This window comes from Knoellia flava TL1, from assembly GCF_000768675.1.
GTDB lineage: Bacteria > Actinomycetota > Actinomycetes > Actinomycetales > Dermatophilaceae > Knoellia > Knoellia flava.
On the sequence record NZ_AVPI01000077.1, the window covers coordinates 48,288 to 68,180 of the forward strand.

The window sequence follows — 19,893 nt, forward strand, 5'->3', positions numbered from 1 at the left end:
CCACGTCCGGCAGGAGGTGCGGTGCTCAGCCGAGCGCGATCCTCACGACCTGACCGCCGCCGGGCAGCACGCTGCCGGTGGTGACGAAGGCGTTCGATCCGCGGATCGCCACGCCGTAGGGGGCGAAGAGGCCGGCGGCCACCGTGGCGTGGCTCGAGCCACCCTTCGTGACCTTGGCCAGGCGTCCGATCGGGCCGCCCAGGAGGCCGTTCTCGGCGATCTCGACGGCATACAGGCTTCCGTCACCGGCGAAGGCGAGCGAGGTCACGTTGGTGAGGCCGGTGGCCCACTTCGTGGGCGTCGAGCCGGGGACGACCCGCCAGACCGACGACGACCCTTTCTCGAACGGGTAGCCGACGAGCTGGCTCACGTACCACGCGCCGTCGGGACCGCGGACGACGTCCGTCGGCACTGCGTCGGCCGGGAAGCCCGGGAACGGTGCGGCGGGCGCGAAGGCCGGGACCGGCGGGAGCGTCGCGACGGTGGTGTCGTTGGTGCGCACGACCGCGTTGGCGCCGGCGTCGGCCACCACGTAGGTGTTGCCCCAGCGGGCCAGACCGACCGGGTTGCTGTCGAGGTCGGTGCCGTCGGGGTTCTCCGAGGTCTCGTAGGCGACGAGGTCAGCCTCGCTCCGGAGGGTCGTGGAGCGCAGGTCGCCGGTGAGCACGTGGCCCAGCCAGGCGCCGGCCAAGCCGAGCGCGTCACGGAACTCCGGTGGAGCGCCGAGACCGATGGTGACGGCGAAGCGCGAGTTGCCGGTGAAGGCGATGTCGGACGGACCGGTCGCGTCCTGCTCGTTGGCGACGGAGGGCAGGCCCGTGACGACGCGGCTCACCGAGCCGTTGCCGTTGACCCGGGCGATGCTGCCGGAGGGCCCCACGCAGGACTCCCCGAACTCGGGGTGCTCGGCGCACGCGCCGTCACCACCGACACCCGCCTCGGCGACATAGAGCTGGCCGCCGGGCGAGAAGGTGAGCTGGCGTGGGCTGTTGAGGCCGGAGGCCACGGGGACGGGGGCGCCGTTCGCGTGGGCCGCCGCGGGGGCGAGGAGGGCGACGGAGGTCGCGAGTGCGGTCCCGATGGCCGCGAAGCCGAGTGTCCTGGACGTCATGGAGGTCTCCGCTCGGATGGGGGGGATTGCGGACCCCAGCCAGCATCCTCTCGGCCCCGCACCCCGATCGGCGATCGACGCAAAACCGCCCACCTGGGCCACTCCTCAGCGCCGGGCGAGGAGCGCCTCGATCTCGGGGTGCGCGCGGCGGTAGCCCTCGAGCAGAGCCCGCGCGGTCGACACCGAGTCGACGAGCGGGTGCAGCGCGAAGGCCTTGAGCGCCGCGTTCGGCGAGCCGGTCGCTGCCGCCTCGATGACGAGGCGCTCGACGGCCTTGACCTCCTGCATGAGGCCGAGCATGTGTCCCTCGACCGGCGCGAGCCGCTGGGGCGTGGGTCCGTCGCGGTCGACGACGCACGGGATCTCGACAACCGAGTCGGACGGCATACCGGGGACCGCGTCCCTCGCGCGCACGTTGAGGATCATCGACGAACGCTCACCGCGGCTGATGGCGGCCATGATCGCGAGGGCGACGCCCTCGTAGCCGCCGCCGGCGACGTCGGCCTCGTCGCGCGACTCGTCCTCGGCGCGGGCCTCCTGCATGTAGGTCGCGTCCCGCTGCTCGCGCACCCGGTGCCACTCGGCGGCGGCGCCCTCGGGGTCGGTCCCCACGCTGGCGTAGAAGGCGTCCTGCTGGTCGCGCAGGAACTCGCCGCGGGTCTGCGGCGCCGCGGTGATCGCGGACCGGGCCTCGCGCGAGTAGTAGTAGTAGTAGAGGTACTCGTTGGGGATCGAGCCGAGGGCGGCGACCCACTCGGGACCGAAGAGCCGTCCCTCCTCGAGCGTCGCGAGCGCCGAGGGGTCCGCGAGGAGGCGGGGGAGGTGGTCGGTGCCGCCGACGCGCAGCGCCCGCAGCCAGCCGAGGTGGTTGAGCCCGACGTAGTCGATGTCGGTCGTGGCCGGATCCAGGCCGAGCGCCCCGATCGCCCTGCGCGCCAACGCGATCGGCGAGTCGCAGATGCCGATGACGCGGTCACCGAGGACGGACTGCATGGCCTCGGTGACGATGCCCGCGGGGTTGGTGAAGTTGATGAACCACGCGTCCGGCGCGACCTCACGGGTGCGCCGGGCGATGTCGAGGGCGACGGGGACGGTGCGCAGCGCGTAGGCGAGGCCACCGGGTCCGGTCGTCTCCTGGCCGATGACTCCGAGGTCCAGGGCGACCCGCTCGTCGCGGGTGCGGCCCTCGAGCCCGCCGACCCGGATCGCGGAGAAGACGAAGTCGGCCCCGCGCAGGGCGTCGTCGAGGGCGGTCGTGCTCGTGACCCGCGGCGCGTCCGGGTGGCCGGAGCCGAGCTGGTCGAGGACGAGGGTCATCGCGCGCAGCCGCGCCTCGTCGCGGTCGTGGAGCACGACCTCGGTGACCCGCCGGTCCGACTCGTCGCGGAGCAGGGCTCGGTGCACGAGCGGGACGCGGAAGCCGCCCCCGCCGAGGATCGTCAGCCTCACGCGACCTCCACCTCCACACCGCGGTCGCGGCACTCGTCGAGAATGAGCGGGTCGGCGCCGGCCGAGGTGACGAGCACGTCGACCTGGTCCACGCGGCACACGCGCAGCGTCCCCGACCCCGGGATCTTGTGTCCGTCGGCGACGACGACGACCTCGCGGGCGGCGGCGATGAATGCCCGCTTCACCGTCACCTCGACGAGGGTCGAGTCCATCACCTGACCGCCGCTCGCGATGCCGCTCGTGCCGATGAAGGCGCGGTCGACGCCGATCTGGTGCACGGCGTCCTCGGTGAGCACGCCGACGAGCGAGTGGTAGGACCGGCGGAGCATGCCGCCGAGAAGGATGAGCTCGACGGACTCGTCGTCGCGCAGCGCGTCGAGGACGGCGAGGCTGTTGGTGACGACGGTGATCGCGCGCCCGCGCAGCTCTCGGGCGAGTCGGGCCGTCGTCGTGCCGATGTCGAGGGCGACGACCTCGCCGTCCCGCACGCGTGCCGCGGCTGCGACGGCGACGCGGGCCTTGGCCTCGGCGTGGGCGCGTGCGACGTCGTCGAAGGGGTGGAGCCGGTCGGGGTCGCCGGTCGTCACGGCGGCGCCGCCGTGCACGCGGGTGAGGACGCCGGCGCGGTCGAGCTGCTGCAGGTCCCGGCGGATCGTTGAGGGACTCACGTCGAGCGCGCTCGACAGCTCGCTCACCGAGACGGTGCCGACGTCGCGCACCCGGGCGACGATCTCGCTGTGCCGCTGCACCCTCACACCGGGCAAGGTACCAAAAGTGAGCATTTTCGACCACGCCTGCGCACGTCGCCGGCAGCCACGCACATGTGGCGCAGAGAAACGCGCAAGAACGCGCAAGCCGGTCTTGCGGAGACGGCGGTGACGGGCCACGATGACGAGGTGCCGGTGGACCAGACGTTTGACCCGCTCGCCTCGCTGAGGCGTGCTGGCGACCCCGAGGTCGACGTCTTCGTCCAGGGCACCGTCTTCCTCGACATCATCTTCACCGGGCTCGCGGCGATGCCCAAGAGCGGCACCGAGGTGTGGGCCGACGGCATGGGATCGTGCCCGGGGGGGATCGCCAACCTCGGCGTCGCCGCGGCACGGCTCGGACTCAACACCTCGATCGGGGCGGCGTTCGGCGACGACGACTACGGCGAGTTCTGCTGGCGCTCCCTCGAGGAGCAGGAGGGGATCGACCTCTCCCGCTCGCGGCGCTACCCGCACTGGCACACCCCGGTCACGGTGTCGGTCTCGGTGCACGGAGACCGGCGGATGATCACCCACGGGCATGCGGCGCCGGAGTCGGCCACCGACATGATCGGCGCCGTGCCGCGGGCCCGCTCGGTGCTGCTCGACCTCGACGCCGAGCGTCCGCTGGGCCAGGGCCACCCCGAGCGCGAGTGGGCCGATGTCGCCGCAGCCGGTGGAGCGCTGCTCTTCGCCGACGTCGGCTGGGACCCGACGGGGGTGTGGTCGCCGCTGCTGCTCACCCAGCTCGAGGAGTGCCACGCCTTCATGCCCAACTCGGTCGAGGCGATGGCCTACACGCGCACCGACTCCGCCCACGACGCGCTCTATGCGCTCGCCGACCTCGTGCCGCTCGCCGTCGTCACCAACGGGCGCGAGGGGGCGGTGGCGATCGACTCCGGGACGGGCGAGGAGGCCGTCGTGCCGGCGCTGCGCGTCGAGGCGATCGACCCGACCGGCGCCGGCGACGTCTTCGACGCCGGGATGCTGGTCGGCACCCTCGCCGGCTGGCCGCTCCTCGACCGGATGAACTTCGCGACCCTCTGCTCGAGCCTGGCCGTCCAGGAGTTCGGCGGGTCGCTCGCCGCGCCGGGCTGGGGCGACATCGCGGACTGGTGGCACAGGGTCCGCCGCCAGCCGACGTCGAACGCCGCGGCCCGATCGGTGCAGCGCCGCTTCTCCTTCCTCGACGACCTCGTCGCCGACGTCCCCTGCGGAGCGGTGCGTCGAGCGGCCGCGACGATCGCCAAGCTCTCCGACGCCCAGGTCGCCAAGCTCTCGGACGCCCAGGCCGCCTCGGACGCGGCCGGCCAGGGTGCCGGGGCTCCTGCCGCCGCGGAGCCGCTGCCCGCGGACCCGGAGCAGCACGTCCCGCGGACACCCGCCGCAGGAGCACCCGTCACCACCCTGCCTCTCAACGAGACCCCGTGAACCGCGCCGCACCGCGCGGGTCGCACTCCTCGCCGGCGCCGGCCTCGCCCATCGGGTCGGAGCGGGAGGGACGTTCTCCCGGTCGCGACGTCGGCGTGCGGTGACGGGCGGCTAGTTTGCTCCTGTGCCCAAGGACCTCAGGCTGCCCTTCGACCCGATCGCCCGTGCCGGTGACCTCTGGCGCGCTCGGTGGGGCGAGGGCAGCCGCTCGCGCCCCATGGTCACGGCGACGTCGATCATGCGCGTCCAGCAGCTGCTCATCACCGAGTTCGACGCCATCGCCGGGCGCCACGGCCTGACCTTCGCCCGCTACGAGGCGCTCGTGCTCCTTGCCTTCAGCCGCGAGGGCCGGCTCTCGATGGGCCGCATCGGCGAGCGGCTCATGGTGCACCCGACGAGCGCGACGAACACGATCCAGCGCCTCGTCGCCCAGGGATTCGTCGAACGGGTCCCCAACCCGCAGGACCGGCGCGGCGCCATCGCTGTGATCACCGACACCGGGCGGGCCGCGATGGAGGCGACGACCGCCGACCTCGAGTCGGCGGACTTCGGGCTCGGGATGCTGTCGCCGGAGGAGCAGGACGCGCTGTTCTCGCTGCTCAGGGGTGTGCGCGTGGCCGCCGGAGACTTCGTCGAGGGGTCGGAGGAGCACACGTCCTGACCGGTCGCGGGGGCGTCGTCGAGGGCCGGAGGAGGCCGTGGCCGCTCCTTCCGAGGCCCTCGGGGATTTGGCCCCGGCGTCCGTCGTTTGTCATGGTTGAGGGAAGCCCGTGACCGAAATGAGACATTTCGGTCCGTCCCTGATGCAACCAAAGGACCACGCATGCCCACGCTCGCCAAGCGGGTCGCCGGTGGCCTCCTCGCCCTCCTGGGCGTGGTGCTCACCGCCGTCGGCCTCTGGTACGCCCTCCACCTCGGAGGAAGCGGAACCGCGACCTTCAGCTCGCCGGCCTCCGGCACGACGCCGGTGCTCGTCCCCCAGACCGTGCTCAACCGCGTCGACGGCGACGTCACCGTGACCGCCACGCCGCGCAGCGGGGGGACCGTGTGGCTCGCCGCAGCCGCACCCTCGGACGCGAAGGCCGTACTGGGCACGACCGCCCACACGACGGTCACCGGGGTGAGCACGCGCCCGTGGCAGCTCCGGACCGAGAACACCGGCACCGGCGCCGCACCGGCGCTCGCCGGCACCGACGTGTGGCGCAACACCGAGACCGGCAACGGCGCGGTGACGATGACCATCGAGCAGGAGAACGCCCCCGAGACCGTCATCGCGCAGGCCACGAAGGGCCAGATCGAGCGCGTCGACGTCACGTGGGAGCGCAAGTCCTGGTTCGTCCAGTCCGTCATCGCTGCCCTCGTCGGCCTCTTCCTCCTCCTCAGCGGTCTCAGCCTGCTGTGGAGCACCCGCCGTCGCCGCAACGCGACGCCGACCACCGACACCCTGCCCGCAACGCGCGTGGAGGAGAACGCATGAGAATCCCGACGACCCGCCGCGCGATGACCACCCCCGTCGTCGCCCTCCTGTCCGCCCTCGCGCTCACCGGCTGCGGCGTCGGCAACGCCGTCGTCGGCGTCCACGACGCCCCCGCGGAGCGCACCGACGTCGCGCCGCTCAACGTCGACGGCGCCACGAAGGTCGCGAGCCGCGTCCTCGACGCCGCTGTCGCGGCCCGTGCCGCCAAGGGCGCCGAGGCCGGCAAGGCCCAGGGCGCCATCCTCGCGGGCGCAGCCCTGGCGCAGGCGCAGGCCGCGACCAAGCTGGGCACCGTGGCCGCCTCCGACCCCTTGCAGAAGGCCACCGACCCGCAGGTCGTCGCGGTCTCGAAGGGCAAGGCGTGGCCGCGCGCGATCCTCGTCGGCACCCTCGACGAGGCGAGCAAGACCCAGACGCTGCACGTCCTCCTGTCGAAGGCGCCCGCCGACCCCTTCAAGATCCATGCCTCGGTCCCGATGCTCGCCGGCACGAGCGTTCCGGCCATGGGCGACCTCGCCTCGGGCGCGCCACTCGTCGGTGCGGACGACAAGGCCGGCGCACCGATCGCTCCCTCCCAGGCCCTCGCGGCGTATGCCGGTGGGCTGGCCTACCCGAAGCCCGTCGCCAACCCGGCGGTCGGCACCAAGGACGCCTACGCGAACGCGCTGCGCACCTCCGCCGCAGCGCAGGTGAAGTCGCTCGGCAAGCTCGCATACTTCAGCCAGGTGCACACGCCGTCCGAGGCGTTCACCCTCGCGTTCCGCCTCGCGGACGGTGGCACGGTGACCTTCGGCCAGCTGGCACGACGTGACGTCATCTCGACGAGCAAGGCCGCGAAGGAGCTCGTCATCCCCGCGCCCTACAGCAAGCTCGTCGGCAAGACGAAGGCCAGCAGGAGCCTGACGATCACGAGCCTCGAGAGCGTCGTCATGGTCGTGCCCGCCAAGGGAGCCGCGACGACCGTCGGGGCGGACGAGCAGATGGTCTCCGCGACGGCCCAGTGACCACGGCGTCGCTTCCGACCCGACCTCTCGCCCCGGGCGCGAGGTCGGGTCGGCCTTTGACAGAATCACTTCCATGAGCAGCACCCCCACCCCTCCCTCGGGCGCGCGAGGCGCCATCGACCTCTCGGCCCTCGGCCGTGGCGCCGCCACTGCGGGCCAGGCCGGACCCGCCGGCTCGCCGACCGGTGCGGCCGGCGCGACTGGTGCCCCGGGACCGACAGGCCTTCCCGACGGGGTGCTCGTCGACGTCACCGACGCGACGTTCTCCGAGGTGATGAACCGGACCCTCAAGGTCCCCGCCGTCCTCGTCCTGTGGTCCTCTGCCCACGAGCAGACCGTCGGTCTCGCCGAGCGGGTCGCCGCCGCCGCGGCCCGCCTCGAGGGACGCGTCTTCGTCGTGTCGGCCGACGTGCAGACCTCGCCGGGGATCCTCCAGGCCTTCCAGCAGGTCATCGTCCAGGCCTTCGGCCAGCTCACCGTCCCGGTGACGTTCGGCCTCCTCCAGGGCCAGCCGGTGCCCCTCTTCCCGGGCATCCCGCCGGACGAGGAGATCGGTCTCGTGCTCGACCAGCTCGTCCAGGCCGCGGTCCAGAACGGCATCACCGGCCGCGTCGACCTCGGTCCGGCCGCCGGCGCCGACCTCGACGACGAGTTGCCGCCCCTGCCGCCCCTCATCCAGGAGGCCTACGACGCGATCGACCGCGGTGACCTCGAGGCCGCTGCCACGGCATACGAAAAGGCGCTTGCCGCCGACCCGAAGGACCACGAGGCAGAGCTCGGTCTCGCGCAGGTGCGGCTCATGCAGCGGACCGACGGCATCGACGCCCAAGCGGTCCGCGCCGCGGCCGCGGCCTCGCCGGAGGACGTCGACGCGCAGATCGCGGTCGCCGACCTCGACGTCCTCGGTGGTCACGTCGCCGACGCGTTCACCCGCCTCATCGACACCGTCAAGGCGACGGAGGGCGACGAGCGCGACCGGGCCCGCACCCATCTCCTCGAGCTGTTCAACGTCGTGGGCAACCACGACGAGCGCGTGCGCAAGGGCCGCACCGCGCTCATGAACGCGCTCTTCTGAGGTGCCGCCCAAGCTCCTCGACGACCACGTCCGCTTCCGCTACCCCGCGAGCGACGACGTGGTCGCCGTGATGCTCGACTGCGATCCGGTCATCCGGGGGTCGCGCGAGCTCGCCCTCGTCGGCGACCAGTGGGAGCTCGCGCTGCCGCGCCCGGACCTCCAGCGCATGGAGTACCGCTTCACCGTCACCCGCACGCTCCCCACCGGCCTCGGCATGGAGACGGTGCTCGACCCGGACAACCCGGTGACCGTCGAGACCGCCTTCGGCTCGCGCTCGGTCATGGAGATGCCGGGGTATGCCGTCCCGTCCTGGCTGTCGGCCCCTGCCGTCGCGGGGACCCTCACCCCGATGGCACTCGAGGGCGAGACCGCCGACGACGTGCCGGTGACAGTGTGGGCGCCGGAGGGGACGGACGGGCAGCCGCTGCCGCTGCTCCTCGTCCACGACGGACCGGAGTACGACCAGCTCGCGTCGATCATCCAGTTCAGCGCCGCCAAGATCGCGGCCGCCGAGCTGCCGCCGCACAGGGTCGCCCTGGCACACCCGGTCCTGCGCGACGCGTGGTACTCCGGCTCGCCGAAGTACCTCCGGACCATCGCGGGGCAGGGCATCGCGCGCCTGCACGAGCACGGGCCGATCGACGGGCCGGTCGTCGTCATGGGCGCGAGCCTCGGCGGGCTCACCGCGCTACTCGTCGGGCTGCTCGACGTCCCCGAGATCGGTGGTGTCTTCAGCCAGTCCGGCTCGTTCTTCCAGGCGCGGCACGACGGGCAGGAGAGCGACTACAAGTACTTCGGCCGCATCTCGCGGCGCGTGCAGGAGGTCATCGACACCCGTGAGACCGCACGGCCGCTGCGGATCGGCATGACGTGCGGGGCGCTCGAGGAGAACGCGGCCAACAACCGCGACATGGCCGCAGCGCTGCGCAGGGCAGGTCACGACGTCACGCACGTCGAGGTCGCGGACCTGCACAACTACACCGCGTGGCGGGACGCGCTCGACCCACATCTCACGCAGGTGTTGCGCGACCTGTGGGGGGACGCGCAAGGATAGGGCCCATGCCCCAGGCCGAGGTGTTCCTCCCCGTGCCGGGTCACGACGCCCAACTCAGGGTGGTGCGGCACGGCCATTGGGGCCGACCGCTGCTCGCCTTCCCCAGCGAGGGTGGGAGCGCCGGGGACTTCGAGGCCAACGGCATGCTCGACGCCGTGCGCGACCTCGTCGACGCCGGCCGGGTGAGCATCTTCGCGGTCGACTCCATGGACGGCTTCACGTGGTCGGACAACACCGTTCCGACCGACGAGCGGGCGGCCCGCCACGGCGGCTACCAGGCATGGCTCGACGAGCAGGTCGTTCCGTGGGTCGCGGGCGAGACCGGCGGGACGCTCGACCTCATCACCTTCGGGGTCTCGCTCGGGGCCTACCACGCCGTCCAGTTCGCGCTCCAGCGCGCCGACGTCGCAACCCTCGCGATGGGCTTCTCCGGCAACTACGACCCGACGACGTGGAACTCGTGGGGCGACCTCGGTGACGCGACCTACTTCGCCAACCCCGCGGCATACGTGCCGGGTCTGCACGGCGACCACCTCGAGTGGCTGCGGTCGCGGCTCTCGGTGCTGCTCGTCGTGGGGGAGGGGCCCTTCGAGGTGTCGCCGACGCAGTCGCTGCCGCAGACCCGCGCCTTCGCGGAGGTGCTGGCGCGACAGGGGATCCGTCACGAGCTCGACGTCTGGGGGCACGACAGCGCGCACGACTGGCCGTGGTGGCGCCGCCAGCTCGCACACCACCTGCCACGGTTCGTCTGACCCCTCACCCACCTGCCCCGACCGCACCCACCACGACCCAGCGCACCGACCGGACCACCGCAGCACCCGACGAAGGGAACGCACATGGCACCGAAGACCGACCACCTCATCGGGCTCCTGCTCGGCGCGGAGGACGACTGGCCCACCGCCTTCGAGGCGTTGGCGAGGCGGCTCGGGGTGATCCGCACGGCGGACGGTGCCGACCACCGGGTGAGCTCGGAGCGGCTGACCATCGAGCCCTTCAACCTGCGCGACAAGCCCCGGCACGACCTCGTCATCGACCGGCTGGCGCACTGGTACTACCACCCCCGTGAGTGGCTCAAGAAGGTCTCGCTCATGGACGACGTCTACCTGCTCAACAGCCCGTTCACGTTCCAGTCGATGGAGAAGCACTCGGCCTACTGCGCGCTCATGCGGCTCGGGATGCACGTGCCCGACACCGTGCTCGTCCCCTACAAGAACCCCGTCGACAACGCGCGGTGGGCCTACACGTCGAGCCGCTACAACAAGAGCTTCGACCTCGACGCCATCGCCGACGAGCTCGGCTACCCGATGTTCATGAAGCCCTTCGACGGCGGCGCCTGGCGCGGTGTGTCGATGATCAAGGACCGCGAGGCGCTGCACCACGCCTACGACGACTCCGGCGAGATGCTCATGCACCTCCAGAAGGCCGTCGACGGGTTCGAGGTCTTCGCCCGCGCGCTCACCATCGGACCCGAGACGATGACGATGAAGTTCCAGCCCGACGAGCCCATGCACAACCGGTATGCCGTGGAGCACGGCTTCCTCGCCGAGGAGACCGGTCGCGAGGCGGTCACCATCGCCCAGACCGTCAACGCCTTCTTCCGGTGGGAGTTCAACTCCTGCGAGATGCTCGTGCGCGACGGCGTCGTCTATCCCATCGACTACGCCAACGCCTGCCCCGACGTCGCCGTGACCTCGCTGCACTACTACTTCCCGTGGGCGATGAAGGCGCTGCTGCGCTGGTCGATCTTCTGCACCGTCACCGGTCGCAAGGCGCGGACCCAGGTCGACACGGACCCGTGGTTCGCGATCGCCGACGACGAGGGGCTCGACTACTCGGCCAAGCTCACGGCATACCAAGGCCTGGCGGACGACCACTTCGAGACCGAGCGCTACCGGGAGTTCTGCGAGACCTCGCTGCCGCACGTCGACGAGATGGTGCACGAGTGGGTCGGGTCCGAGGAGTTCCGCACGCTGCTCCAGACGACGATCCACCAGACCTACCCGCCGCACGAGTGGGAGAAGTTCGAGGGCCACTTCGGTGGGTTGCTCGGCATGTGGCTGAGCGACGAGCAGCACCGGCTGGGCTCGCGAGCCGACGCCTGAACGCTCCCGGGCTCGCGAGCCCGGGTGCCGCTCCCGAGCCTCGTCAACGGGGCTCGGGGGCGGCATGAGGGCTCGCGAGCCCATCGCTCAGGCGGCGGCGAGCAGACCACGGATACGGGCAACGAGTGCCTCCGGCCGCCTCAGGTCGCTCCACGTCACCCGGACGACCCGGAACCCGGCGGCCCGCAGCCGGTCCTCACGGCGCTTTTCCTCGATGAGGGCACGCCTGCCGTCGAGGCCGTCGTACTTGACTGCACCGTCGAACTCCACCACGACGCGCTCGCCGACGAGGAAGTCGACACGTCCCATGAAGCCGTCGGCGTCGCTCAGCGAGACCTGTGACCGCACGTCCAACCCCGCCCCGACAAGGATGAGGCGCGTCCGCGTCTCACCGGGGGACTCGCACGACGGGTCCACGGCCGCGATGGCGCCGCGCGCCTGACCCGTGCGATAGCGCACCGCGAGCTCGACCAGGCTCTGGGACAGTGCACTGACGGTCGTCATTCCACGCTTGAGTGCGGCGTCCATGGCGACCACGCCGGCCTCCACGCCGCTGCCGACAGCGGTGAGCACGCACGCGTCCGGCACGCTCACTGAGGTGGCCGTTGGGTGGGAGATGAGCGCGCGCTGGGCCGCGGTGGCCACGTGGACGTGGTGCCCGGTCCGGCGCTTGCTCGTCCGCACGGCCGCGACGACATCGACCACGGAGGTGTCCACCGCGAACAGGGGCAGGCCGAGGAGGGCGAGGGCGGCGTGGTGCGAGGCGAGCCACTGCGGGCGGTCGACGAGCACCCCACGGACAGTCAGCTCGTAGCGTGTGTGCGCCGGTGCCGCCTCCCACACCGACGTCTCGACGAGCAGGCCTGGCCTGATCCGGTGCAGGCTCCCCGAACGCACCGAGGCCTCGAGCACGCCGGGCGTCACGTGCGCCGCGAGGGCGAGGCGTCGCGTGACGAGCCCTCGGTGGTCGCGGGCGAGTCGGGCAAGGGAGTGGGGCAGGTGGCTCATCCGCTCAGGGTGCTCCAGATGCCGCCCGACGCCGCGGCGTTCTCCACAGGGAGCCCGAGACGGCGGGGCTCCCGAGCCCCACATGCTGCTCCCGAGCCTCATCAACGAGGCTCGGGAGCAGCATGTGGGCTCGCGAGCCCGGTCGTTCACCTTTGCGGGTATCGCTCAGGTGCCGAGGGCGGCGTCGACGACCTCCTTGGCCTCGGCCTGCACCTGAGCCAGGTGCTCCTCGCCCCTGAACGACTCGGCATAGATCTTGTAGACGTCCTCGGTGCCGCTCGGCCTCGCCGCGAACCAGGCGGACTCGGTGACGACCTTGAGCCCGCCGATCGCGGCACCGTTGCCCGGCGCCTCGGTGAGCTTGGCCGTGATCGGCTCTCCCGCAAGGCTTTCGGCACTCACTCCGTCGGCGCTGAGCGCCCCCAGACGGGCCTTCTGCTCGCGGTTCGCCGGGGCGTCGATGCGGGCGTATGCCGGTGCGCCGTGCTTCGCGGTGAGCTCGGCGTAGTGCTCGCTCGGGCTCTTGCCGGTCGCCGCGAGGATCTCGGACGCGAGCAGCGCGAGGATGATGCCGTCCTTGTCGGTCGTCCACACCGAGCCGTCCATCCGCAGGAACGACGCGCCCGCCGACTCCTCGCCACCGAAGGGGCCGGAGCCGTCGAGCAGCCCCGGCACGAACCACTTGAACCCGACCGGCACCTCCACGAGTCGCCGCCCGAGGTCCTCGGCGACGCGGTCGATCATGGAGCTCGACACGAGCGTCTTGCCGACGAACCCGTCCTCGCGCCACTGCGGACGGGCGCCGCCGTAGAGGTACTGGATCGCCACGGCGAGGTAGTGGTTCGGGTTCATGAGCCCGGCGTCGGGCGTGACGATGCCGTGCCGGTCGGAGTCCGCGTCGTTGCCGGTCGCGATGTCGTAGTCGTCCTTGCGGCCGATGAGTGAGGCCATGGCGCTGGGGGAGGAGCAGTCCATGCGGATCTTGCCGTCCCAGTCGAGCGTCATGAAGCGCCACGTCGCGTCGACGAGGGGGTTGACGACGGTGAGGTCGATCCCGTGCCGGTCGGCGATGGCGCCCCAGTAGTCGACGGCTGCGCCGCCGAGCGGGTCGGCGCCGATACGGACGCCCGCCTCCTTGATCCGGGCGAGGTCGACGACCGAGGGCAGGTCGGCGACGTAGGTCCCGAGGAAGTCGTATGCCGTCGCGCCGGCACGTGCTCGCGAGAAGGGGATTCGCTTCACGCCCTCGAGACCGACCTTGATGAGCTCGTTGGCACGGGCGGCGATGACCTTCGTCGCGTCCGAGTCTGCGGGTCCGCCGTGCGGCGGGTTGTACTTGAACCCGCCGTCGCTCGGCGGGTTGTGCGACGGCGTGACCACGATGCCGTCCGCGAGACCGGCACCGGACGGCATACGGTCGACGCCGGAGACCTTGCCGCGGTTGGCGACGAGGATCGCGTGCGACACCGCGGGGGTGGGGGTGTAGCGGTCGGCGGAGTCGACGAGCACGGTGACGTCGTTGGCGGCGAGCACCTCGAGGGCAGACGCCCACGCGGGTTCGGACAGGCCGTGGGTGTCGCGCCCGAGGAAGAGCGGCCCGTCGAATCCCTGCTCGCGGCGGTAGTCGACGATCGCCTGGGTCGTCGCGAGGATGTGGTCCTCGTTGAACGCCGTGTTGAGCGACGAGCCGCGGTGCCCCGACGTGCCGAAGGCGACCTGCTGGTCGACGTCGTCGGGGTCCGGCTTGAGCGCGTAGTAGGACGTGACGAGGTGCGGCACGTCGACGAGGTCGGAGGGCTGGGCGGGCTGCCCCGCGCGGGACTCGGTCATCGTTCCTGCTCCTCGATCGCCGGGGTGGGGATGGTGACGGTGCGGTGCCGCATCTTCGACGCCGTCCCGGGGGCGGGCACGTCGTCGCGGACCGACTGCTGCGGTGCCGGCGGGCGGGTCGGCGCCGGCTCGGCGACCGGCTCCTCCGTCGTGTCCTCCGTCGCGTCGGCGGCGTCATGGGCGTCCTCGCCACCCTCCTCGACGACGGGCGCGAGGTAGAGGGCGGTGAGCCCGGCCAGCCGCACGACGACGTGCCAGGGCTGCGAGTTCCACGGCTCCTCGACGGCGTCGAGGACGAGGTCGGCCTGGCTGGGGGTGCCGTGCTGGTCGTAGCCGCTCGTGTCGAGGACGACCTTCCACTGTCCACCCGACGGCACACCGACGCGCAGCCACTCCTTGGCGTCGCCGCCGAAGTTGACGACGCACGCGACGACGTCGCCGCCCTGTCGCGACGGCTCGGCGAAGCGGACGAAGGAGTAGGTGTTGCCGCCGTTGTCGTCGGCGTCGAGCCACTCGAACCCGGCGGGCTGGCTGTCGAGCGCCCAGAGCGCCGGGTGCTCGCGGTAGACGCGGTTGAGCTCCTTGACGAGGTTGTGCACGCGGTAGTGCGCCGGCTGGTCGAGCAGCCACCAGTCGAGCGACTTGCCGTCGGCCCACTCGCTCGGCTGCGCGAACTCGCAGCCCATGAAGAGCAGCTGCTTGCCCGGGTGCGCCCACATGTAGGCGAGGAACGCCCGCACGGTGGCGAGCTGGTCGGTGCGGTTGCCCGGCGCCTTGTTGACGAGCGAGCCCTTGCCGTGGACGACCTCGTCGTGGCTGATCGGCAGGACGTAGTTCTCGCTGAAGGCATACATGAGCGCGAAGGTGAGCAGCCCGTGGTGGTGCTGGCGGTGGTAGGGCTCCTCGCCGAGGTAGCGCAGCGAGTCGTTCATCCAGCCCATGTTCCACTTGAGCCCGAAGCCGAGGCCGCCCTCGCTCGTCGCCCTGGTGACACCCGGCCACGACGTCGACTCCTCGGCGATCGTCACGATGCCGGGGACCCGCTTGTATGCCGTGGCGTTCGTCTCCTGGAGCAGCCCGATCGCCTCGAGGTGCTCACGGCCGCCGTGGACGTTGGGCAGCCACTCGCCGTCCTTGCGCGAGTAGTCGAGGTAGAGCATCGAGGCGACGGCGTCGACGCGCAGCCCGTCGACGTGGAACTCCTCGAGCCAGTAGAGCGCGTTGGCGACGAGGAAGTTCCGCACCTCGAGGCGGCCGAAGTCGAAGATGTGCGTGCCCCAGTCGGGCTGGTCGCCGCGCCGCGGGTCCGGGTGCTCGTAGAGGGGGAGCCCGTCGAAGCGGGCGAGCGCCCATTCGTCCCGCGGGAAGTGCCCGGGCACCCAGTCGAGGATGACGCCGATCCCGGCCTGGTGCAGGGTGTCGACGAGGTACTTGAAGTCGTCCGGCGTCCCGAAGCGCGACGTCGGGGCGTAGTAGCCGGTGACCTGGTAGCCCCACGACGGGCCGTAGGGGTGCTCCATGACGGGCAGGAACTCGACGTGGGTGAACCCGAGGTCGACGACGTAGTTGACGAGGTGCTCGGCGAGCTCGCGGTAGGTCAGGCCCTGTCGCCACGAGCCGAGGTGCACCTCGTAGACGCTCATCGGGCCGGTGTGCGGGTTCGACTCGGCGCGCCTGGCCATCCACTCGTCGTCACGCCACGTGTGCCGTGCCTCGTCGACGACCGAGCCGGTGCGCGGCGGCTCCTCGGTGCGTCGAGCCATTGGGTCGGCCTTGGTGCGCACGATGTCGTCGGCGCCACGGATCTCGTACTTGTAGGTCGCGCCCGCGCCGACGCCGGGCACGAAGAGCTCCCACACGCCGCTGCTGCCGATGAGCCGCATCGGGTGGATCCGGCCGTCCCAGCCGTTGAAGTCGCCGACGACCCGCACCGCCTTGGCACGCGGGGCCCACACCGCGAACGACGTGCCACGCACCGCGCCGAGCGGGCCGGGGTACTCGTGCACGCGGGCACCGAGCACGGTCCACAGCTGCTCGTGACGCCCCTCGCCCACGAGGTGCAGGTCGACCTCGCCGAGCGTGGGGGCGAAGCGGTAGGGGTCGTCCTGGACGTGCTCGTAGCCGTCGCCCCAGTCGACGAGCAGCCGGTAGTCCATCGTCTCGGTCGTGCCCGGACGCACGGCCGACCACACGCCCTCGGCCTCGTGCTCGAGCGCCAGCTCCTCGCCGTCGGCGAAGCGCACCCGCACCGACGCAGCCATCGGCCGCATCGCCCGGATCCGCAGGCCTCCGTCCTCGAGGTGCTGTCCGAGCAGGTCGTGCGGCTGCTGGTGGCGCCCATGGATGAGCGCGTTGATCGCGCCGCTGACTTCGTGGGCGGGTGTCGGGGTCACGGGGTGTCCTCCTGGGAGTGGGACTGCGGGGCTGCGGCGTGCTGCTGGAACCCGGATGCGAGGCGCTCGATGGCCGCGAGCGGGATGTCGACCCACGCCGGGCGGTTGCGCACCTCGTAGACGACCTCGTACATCGCCTTGTCGAGCTCGAACGCGGCGAGCAGGGCGGCCCGGTCGCGTGGGTCCTCACCGGCGGTCGCGGCGTAGCCGTCGAGGAACGCCTGCTGCGCCGTCGTCACCCACTCGCGCGCTGAGCCTCCGGTCTCGTGCTCGACGGCGCCACCGGCGTAGTCGAAGCTGCGGAGCATGCCGGCGATGTCGCGGATCCACTGGTCGGGCTGGACGCGCTCGGACAGCGGCCGCAGCGGCTCACCCTCGAAGTCGAGGAGCACCCATCCGCCATCAGGCGTGTGGAGCACCTGACCTAGGTGGTAGTCGCCGTGGATCCGTTGCAGCGCAGGCCAGCTCGCGTTCTCGGCGGCGTCGAGCACCGACCCGACGGCGTCCTCCAGGTGGTGCAGCGCACCCACCTCGGCGGCCGCCGTGGCATAGCGCAGGCGCATCCCGCCGAGGATCTCACGGACGACCTTCTGGTCGGTGGGCGTCGTGCCGAGCGCCTCGGCCAGGGTCGCGTGCACCTCGGCCGTGGCCTCGCCGAGGGCGCGCGCCGGACCGCTGAAGTCCTCACCCGAGCGCACGGCGGCGGCGGCCACGCGCCACGCGTCCTCGACCCCCGGCAGGAACTCCTGCGCGAAGGCGAAGTGCCCGTATGCCGTTCGCTCACCCTCCGCGGACGGCTCACCGCTCCCGTCGGGCTCGGGCCACTGCCCGGCGACCGACCCGACGACGGCGGGCACGCGGGCGCATCCCGCCTCGCGCAGCGCCGACTGGAGCACGACGTCGGGGTTCTCGCCGGCCGAGAGCATGCGGAAGACCTTGACGATGACCGGCACCGACGCACCGGAGGAGTCCTCGCAGTCGAGGATGACCGAGGTGTTGGACTGCTCGCCCGAGAGCACGCGCGAACCGACGACGCGCACGTCGCGCGACCACGCCGCACCCGGTGTCGCCACGACGGTGTCGTCGAAGGCGTCGCTCGCGGCCGTGGACTCCGCATGCACCCGGCCCTGGACGAGCTCGAGGAGCTGACCGGCATACACGGGGTCGTGCGGTGCGTCGTAGACCCAGCGCGGTCCGAGGACCGAGTGCTCCATCGTGCCGACGAGGGCGTGCTCGGCACCCTCGAGCGGCGCGCCGCGGTAGGTGAGCGGCACCTGGTAGACGACGGGCCGGGGTCCCGAGGCGTCGGCGACGACGAGGACCTCGACACCCACCTCGCCCGCGGGGTCGCCGAGTCTCCACGACGTGAGGCGACGGACGTCGGGGGAGGTGCCCTTGCCGGCATACCAGCGCTGTGAGCCCATCCACGCCTGCACGAGCTCGACCTTCGTCGGCGTGAGGGTGGCGCCCTTGTGGAGCTCAGCCACGGTGCTGCGCCTCCGACCGGCTCTCCTCGCCGACGCGCAGCCAGAAGAAGTCGCGGCTGCCCATCGTGATCGTCACGCGGCCGTCGGCGGCGATCCACGGGAAGTTCGCGCCACCGAAGAGGTCGAAGAGCTGCTTCTCGCCGAGGTGCTCCGGCAGCTGGATCGTCGCCGCCTGCGGCTTGTCCGAGAGGTTGTTGATGCAGAGCACCGTCTCGCCCGGGTGGTCGCGGTCGCCCGACCACGAGCGCGTGAAGGCGAGGATCGACTCGTTGTCGGTCGGCGTGATGACGAAGTCGCCGAGGCCGAAGGCCGGGTGCAGCCGGCGGACGCCGAGCATGCCGCGCAGCCAGTGCAGCAGAGAGTGGCCGGTCGCCATCTGCGCCTCGACGTTGACGCCGTTGTAGTGGTAGACGAGCGAGGAGATGACGGGCAGGTAGAGCTTGCCCGGGTCGGCCGCCGAGAACCCCGCGTTGCGGTCCGGGGTCCATTGCATCGGCGTGCGGACGGCGTCGCGGTCGTTGAGCCAGATGTTGTCGCCCATGCCGATCTCGTCGCCGTAGTAGAGGCACGGCGAACCGGGGAGCGAGAGCACGAGGGCGTGGATGAGCTCGATCTCGGCACGGCTGTTGTCGAGCAGGGGAGCGAGGCGGCGCCGGATGCCGACGTTGGCGCGCATGCGGGGGTCGGGGGCGTACCAGCCGTACATCGCGGCACGCTGCTCCGGCGTCACCATCTCGAGGGTGAGCTCGTCGTGGTTGCGCAGGAAGGTGCCCCACTGCGTGCCCGCGGGGATCGCGGGCGTCTCGGCGAGGACGTCGATGATCGGCTGCGCCTTCTGCTCGCGCAGCGAGTAGTAGAGCATCGGCATGACCGGGAAGTGGAAGCACATCTGGCACTCGGGGTCGTCCTCGGTGCCGAAGTAGTCGACGACGTCGGCGGGCGGCTGGTTGGCCTCGGCGAGCAGGATGCGGCCCGGGTACTCCTCGTCGACCATCCTGCGCAGCTTGGCGAGGAACTGGTGCGTCTTCGGGTGGTTCTCGCCGTTGTGGCCCTCCTCCTCGTAGAGGTAGGGCACGGCGTCGAGGCGGAAGCCGTCGATGCCCATGTCCATCCAGAAGCGGACGACCTCGAACATCGCGTCGTGGACGGCTGGGTTCTCGAAGTTGAGGTCCGGCTGGTGGCTGAAGAAGCGGTGCCAGAAGAACTGGCGCCGGATCGGGTCGAAGGTCCAGTTCGAGGTCTCGGTGTCGATGAAGATGATGCGGGCGTCGGTGTACTTGTCGTCGGTGTCGGACCAGACGTAGAAGTCGCCGTAGGGACCCTCGGGGTCGCTGCGCGAGGCCTGGAACCACGGGTGCTGGTCGCTCGTGTGGTTCATGACGAAGTCGGTGATGATCCGGATGCCGCGGGCGTGCGCCTCGGTGATGAGCTGCTGGAACTCCGGCAGCGTGCCGAACTCGGGGAGCACCTGCGTGTAGTCGGCGATGTCGTAGCCGCCGTCACGCAGGGGGCTGGCATAGAACGGCGGCAGCCAGAGACAGTCCACGCCGAGCCACTGGAGGTAGTCGAGCCGGTTGATGACGCCCTGGAAGTCGCCGGCGCCGGACCCGTTGGAGTCACCGAAGGCCCGGACGAGCACCTCGTAGAAGACGGCCGTCCTGAACCACTCGGGATCGTGCTTGAGCCCCGGCTGGGGGAGTCCGAGTCCTTGCGTCGCCGTCACGTC

The 19,893-nt window shown here is 71.5% G+C and carries 16 protein-coding genes; 8 read left to right on the plus strand and 8 right to left on the minus strand.

Annotated features, from left to right (window positions below):
- Positions 1 to 25: 25 nt before the first annotated feature.
- The 3 genes from N798_RS16075 to N798_RS16085 form a co-directional block, all read right to left on the minus strand.
- Positions 26 to 1,111 (minus strand): ScyD/ScyE family protein, encoded by a 1,086-nt coding sequence (locus N798_RS16075; RefSeq protein ID WP_035950557.1) that lies wholly within the window; start codon positions 1,109 to 1,111, stop codon positions 26 to 28.
- Positions 1,112 to 1,216: 105 nt separating this feature from the next.
- Entirely contained in the window at positions 1,217 to 2,560 is a 1,344-nt protein-coding gene (locus N798_RS16080) for a 6-phospho-beta-glucosidase (RefSeq protein WP_035950560.1), read from the minus strand.
- Positions 2,557 to 3,315, minus strand: a complete 759-nt coding sequence (locus tag N798_RS16085; protein ID WP_035950562.1) for a DeoR/GlpR family DNA-binding transcription regulator — start codon at positions 3,313 to 3,315, stop codon at positions 2,557 to 2,559. The genes N798_RS16080 and N798_RS16085 overlap by 4 nt, the downstream gene beginning before the upstream one ends.
- Before the next feature lie 141 nt (positions 3,316 to 3,456).
- Here N798_RS16085 and N798_RS16090 point away from each other — a divergent pair, with 141 nt between their 5' ends.
- The 8 genes from N798_RS16090 (at position 3,457) to N798_RS16125 (ending at position 11,449) form a co-directional block, all read left to right on the plus strand.
- Positions 3,457 to 4,737, plus strand: coding sequence for a PfkB family carbohydrate kinase (locus N798_RS16090; protein WP_229708317.1), 1,281 nt, complete (start codon positions 3,457 to 3,459; stop codon positions 4,735 to 4,737).
- 124 nt (positions 4,738 to 4,861) lie between these two features.
- The gene (locus N798_RS16095; RefSeq protein ID WP_035950566.1) at positions 4,862 to 5,398 is read left to right on the plus strand and encodes a MarR family winged helix-turn-helix transcriptional regulator; all 537 of its coding nucleotides are present in this window, start codon (positions 4,862 to 4,864) and stop codon (positions 5,396 to 5,398) included.
- Between the two features lie 162 nt (positions 5,399 to 5,560).
- Positions 5,561 to 6,214 carry a hypothetical protein gene (locus N798_RS16100; RefSeq protein WP_035950568.1) on the plus strand — a complete coding sequence of 218 codons (654 nt, stop codon included), beginning with the start codon at positions 5,561 to 5,563 and terminating at the stop codon, positions 6,212 to 6,214.
- On the plus strand, positions 6,211 to 7,218 hold the full coding sequence (locus N798_RS16105; protein ID WP_156971779.1) for a hypothetical protein: 1,008 nt from the start codon (positions 6,211 to 6,213) through the stop codon (positions 7,216 to 7,218). The genes N798_RS16100 and N798_RS16105 overlap by 4 nt, the downstream gene beginning before the upstream one ends.
- 73 nt (positions 7,219 to 7,291) lie before the next feature.
- Positions 7,292 to 8,293: a tetratricopeptide repeat protein gene (locus tag N798_RS16110; protein WP_035950573.1), complete on the plus strand. Its 1,002-nt coding sequence runs from the start codon at positions 7,292 to 7,294 to the stop codon at positions 8,291 to 8,293.
- A gap of 1 nt (position 8,294) precedes the next feature.
- Positions 8,295 to 9,347: an alpha/beta hydrolase gene (locus N798_RS16115; RefSeq protein ID WP_052117461.1), complete on the plus strand. Its 1,053-nt coding sequence runs from the start codon at positions 8,295 to 8,297 to the stop codon at positions 9,345 to 9,347.
- A gap of 5 nt (positions 9,348 to 9,352) precedes the next feature.
- Entirely contained in the window at positions 9,353 to 10,099 is a 747-nt protein-coding gene (locus N798_RS16120) for an alpha/beta hydrolase-fold protein (protein WP_035950575.1), read from the plus strand.
- A gap of 84 nt (positions 10,100 to 10,183) precedes the next feature.
- Positions 10,184 to 11,449 (plus strand): ATP-grasp domain-containing protein, encoded by a 1,266-nt coding sequence (locus tag N798_RS16125; protein WP_035950578.1) that lies wholly within the window; start codon positions 10,184 to 10,186, stop codon positions 11,447 to 11,449.
- Between the two features lie 87 nt (positions 11,450 to 11,536).
- Here N798_RS16125 and N798_RS16130 read toward each other — a convergent pair whose 3' ends face one another.
- The 5 genes from N798_RS16130 to treS all read right to left on the minus strand — a co-directional run bounded on the left by N798_RS16130 (position 11,537) and on the right by treS (position 19,890).
- Positions 11,537 to 12,457, minus strand: a complete 921-nt coding sequence (locus tag N798_RS16130; protein WP_035950581.1) for an endonuclease domain-containing protein — start codon at positions 12,455 to 12,457, stop codon at positions 11,537 to 11,539.
- A 165-nt stretch (positions 12,458 to 12,622) separates the two neighbouring features.
- The gene (gene pgm, locus N798_RS16135; RefSeq protein ID WP_035950584.1) at positions 12,623 to 14,287 is read right to left on the minus strand and encodes a phosphoglucomutase (alpha-D-glucose-1,6-bisphosphate-dependent); all 1,665 of its coding nucleotides are present in this window, start codon (positions 14,285 to 14,287) and stop codon (positions 12,623 to 12,625) included.
- Positions 14,284 to 16,680, minus strand: a complete 2,397-nt coding sequence (gene glgB, locus N798_RS16140; protein ID WP_084100907.1) for a 1,4-alpha-glucan branching protein GlgB — start codon at positions 16,678 to 16,680, stop codon at positions 14,284 to 14,286. Before glgB ends, pgm begins: the two co-directional genes overlap by 4 nt.
- Positions 16,677 to 18,167 carry a maltokinase N-terminal cap-like domain-containing protein gene (locus tag N798_RS16145; RefSeq protein WP_052117462.1) on the minus strand — a complete coding sequence of 497 codons (1,491 nt, stop codon included), beginning with the start codon at positions 18,165 to 18,167 and terminating at the stop codon, positions 16,677 to 16,679. Before N798_RS16145 ends, glgB begins: the two co-directional genes overlap by 4 nt.
- Positions 18,160 to 19,890, minus strand: a complete 1,731-nt coding sequence (gene treS / locus N798_RS16150) for a maltose alpha-D-glucosyltransferase (protein ID WP_035950587.1) — start codon at positions 19,888 to 19,890, stop codon at positions 18,160 to 18,162. The genes N798_RS16145 and treS overlap by 8 nt, the downstream gene beginning before the upstream one ends.
- Between the last annotated feature and the right edge of the window lie 3 nt (positions 19,891 to 19,893).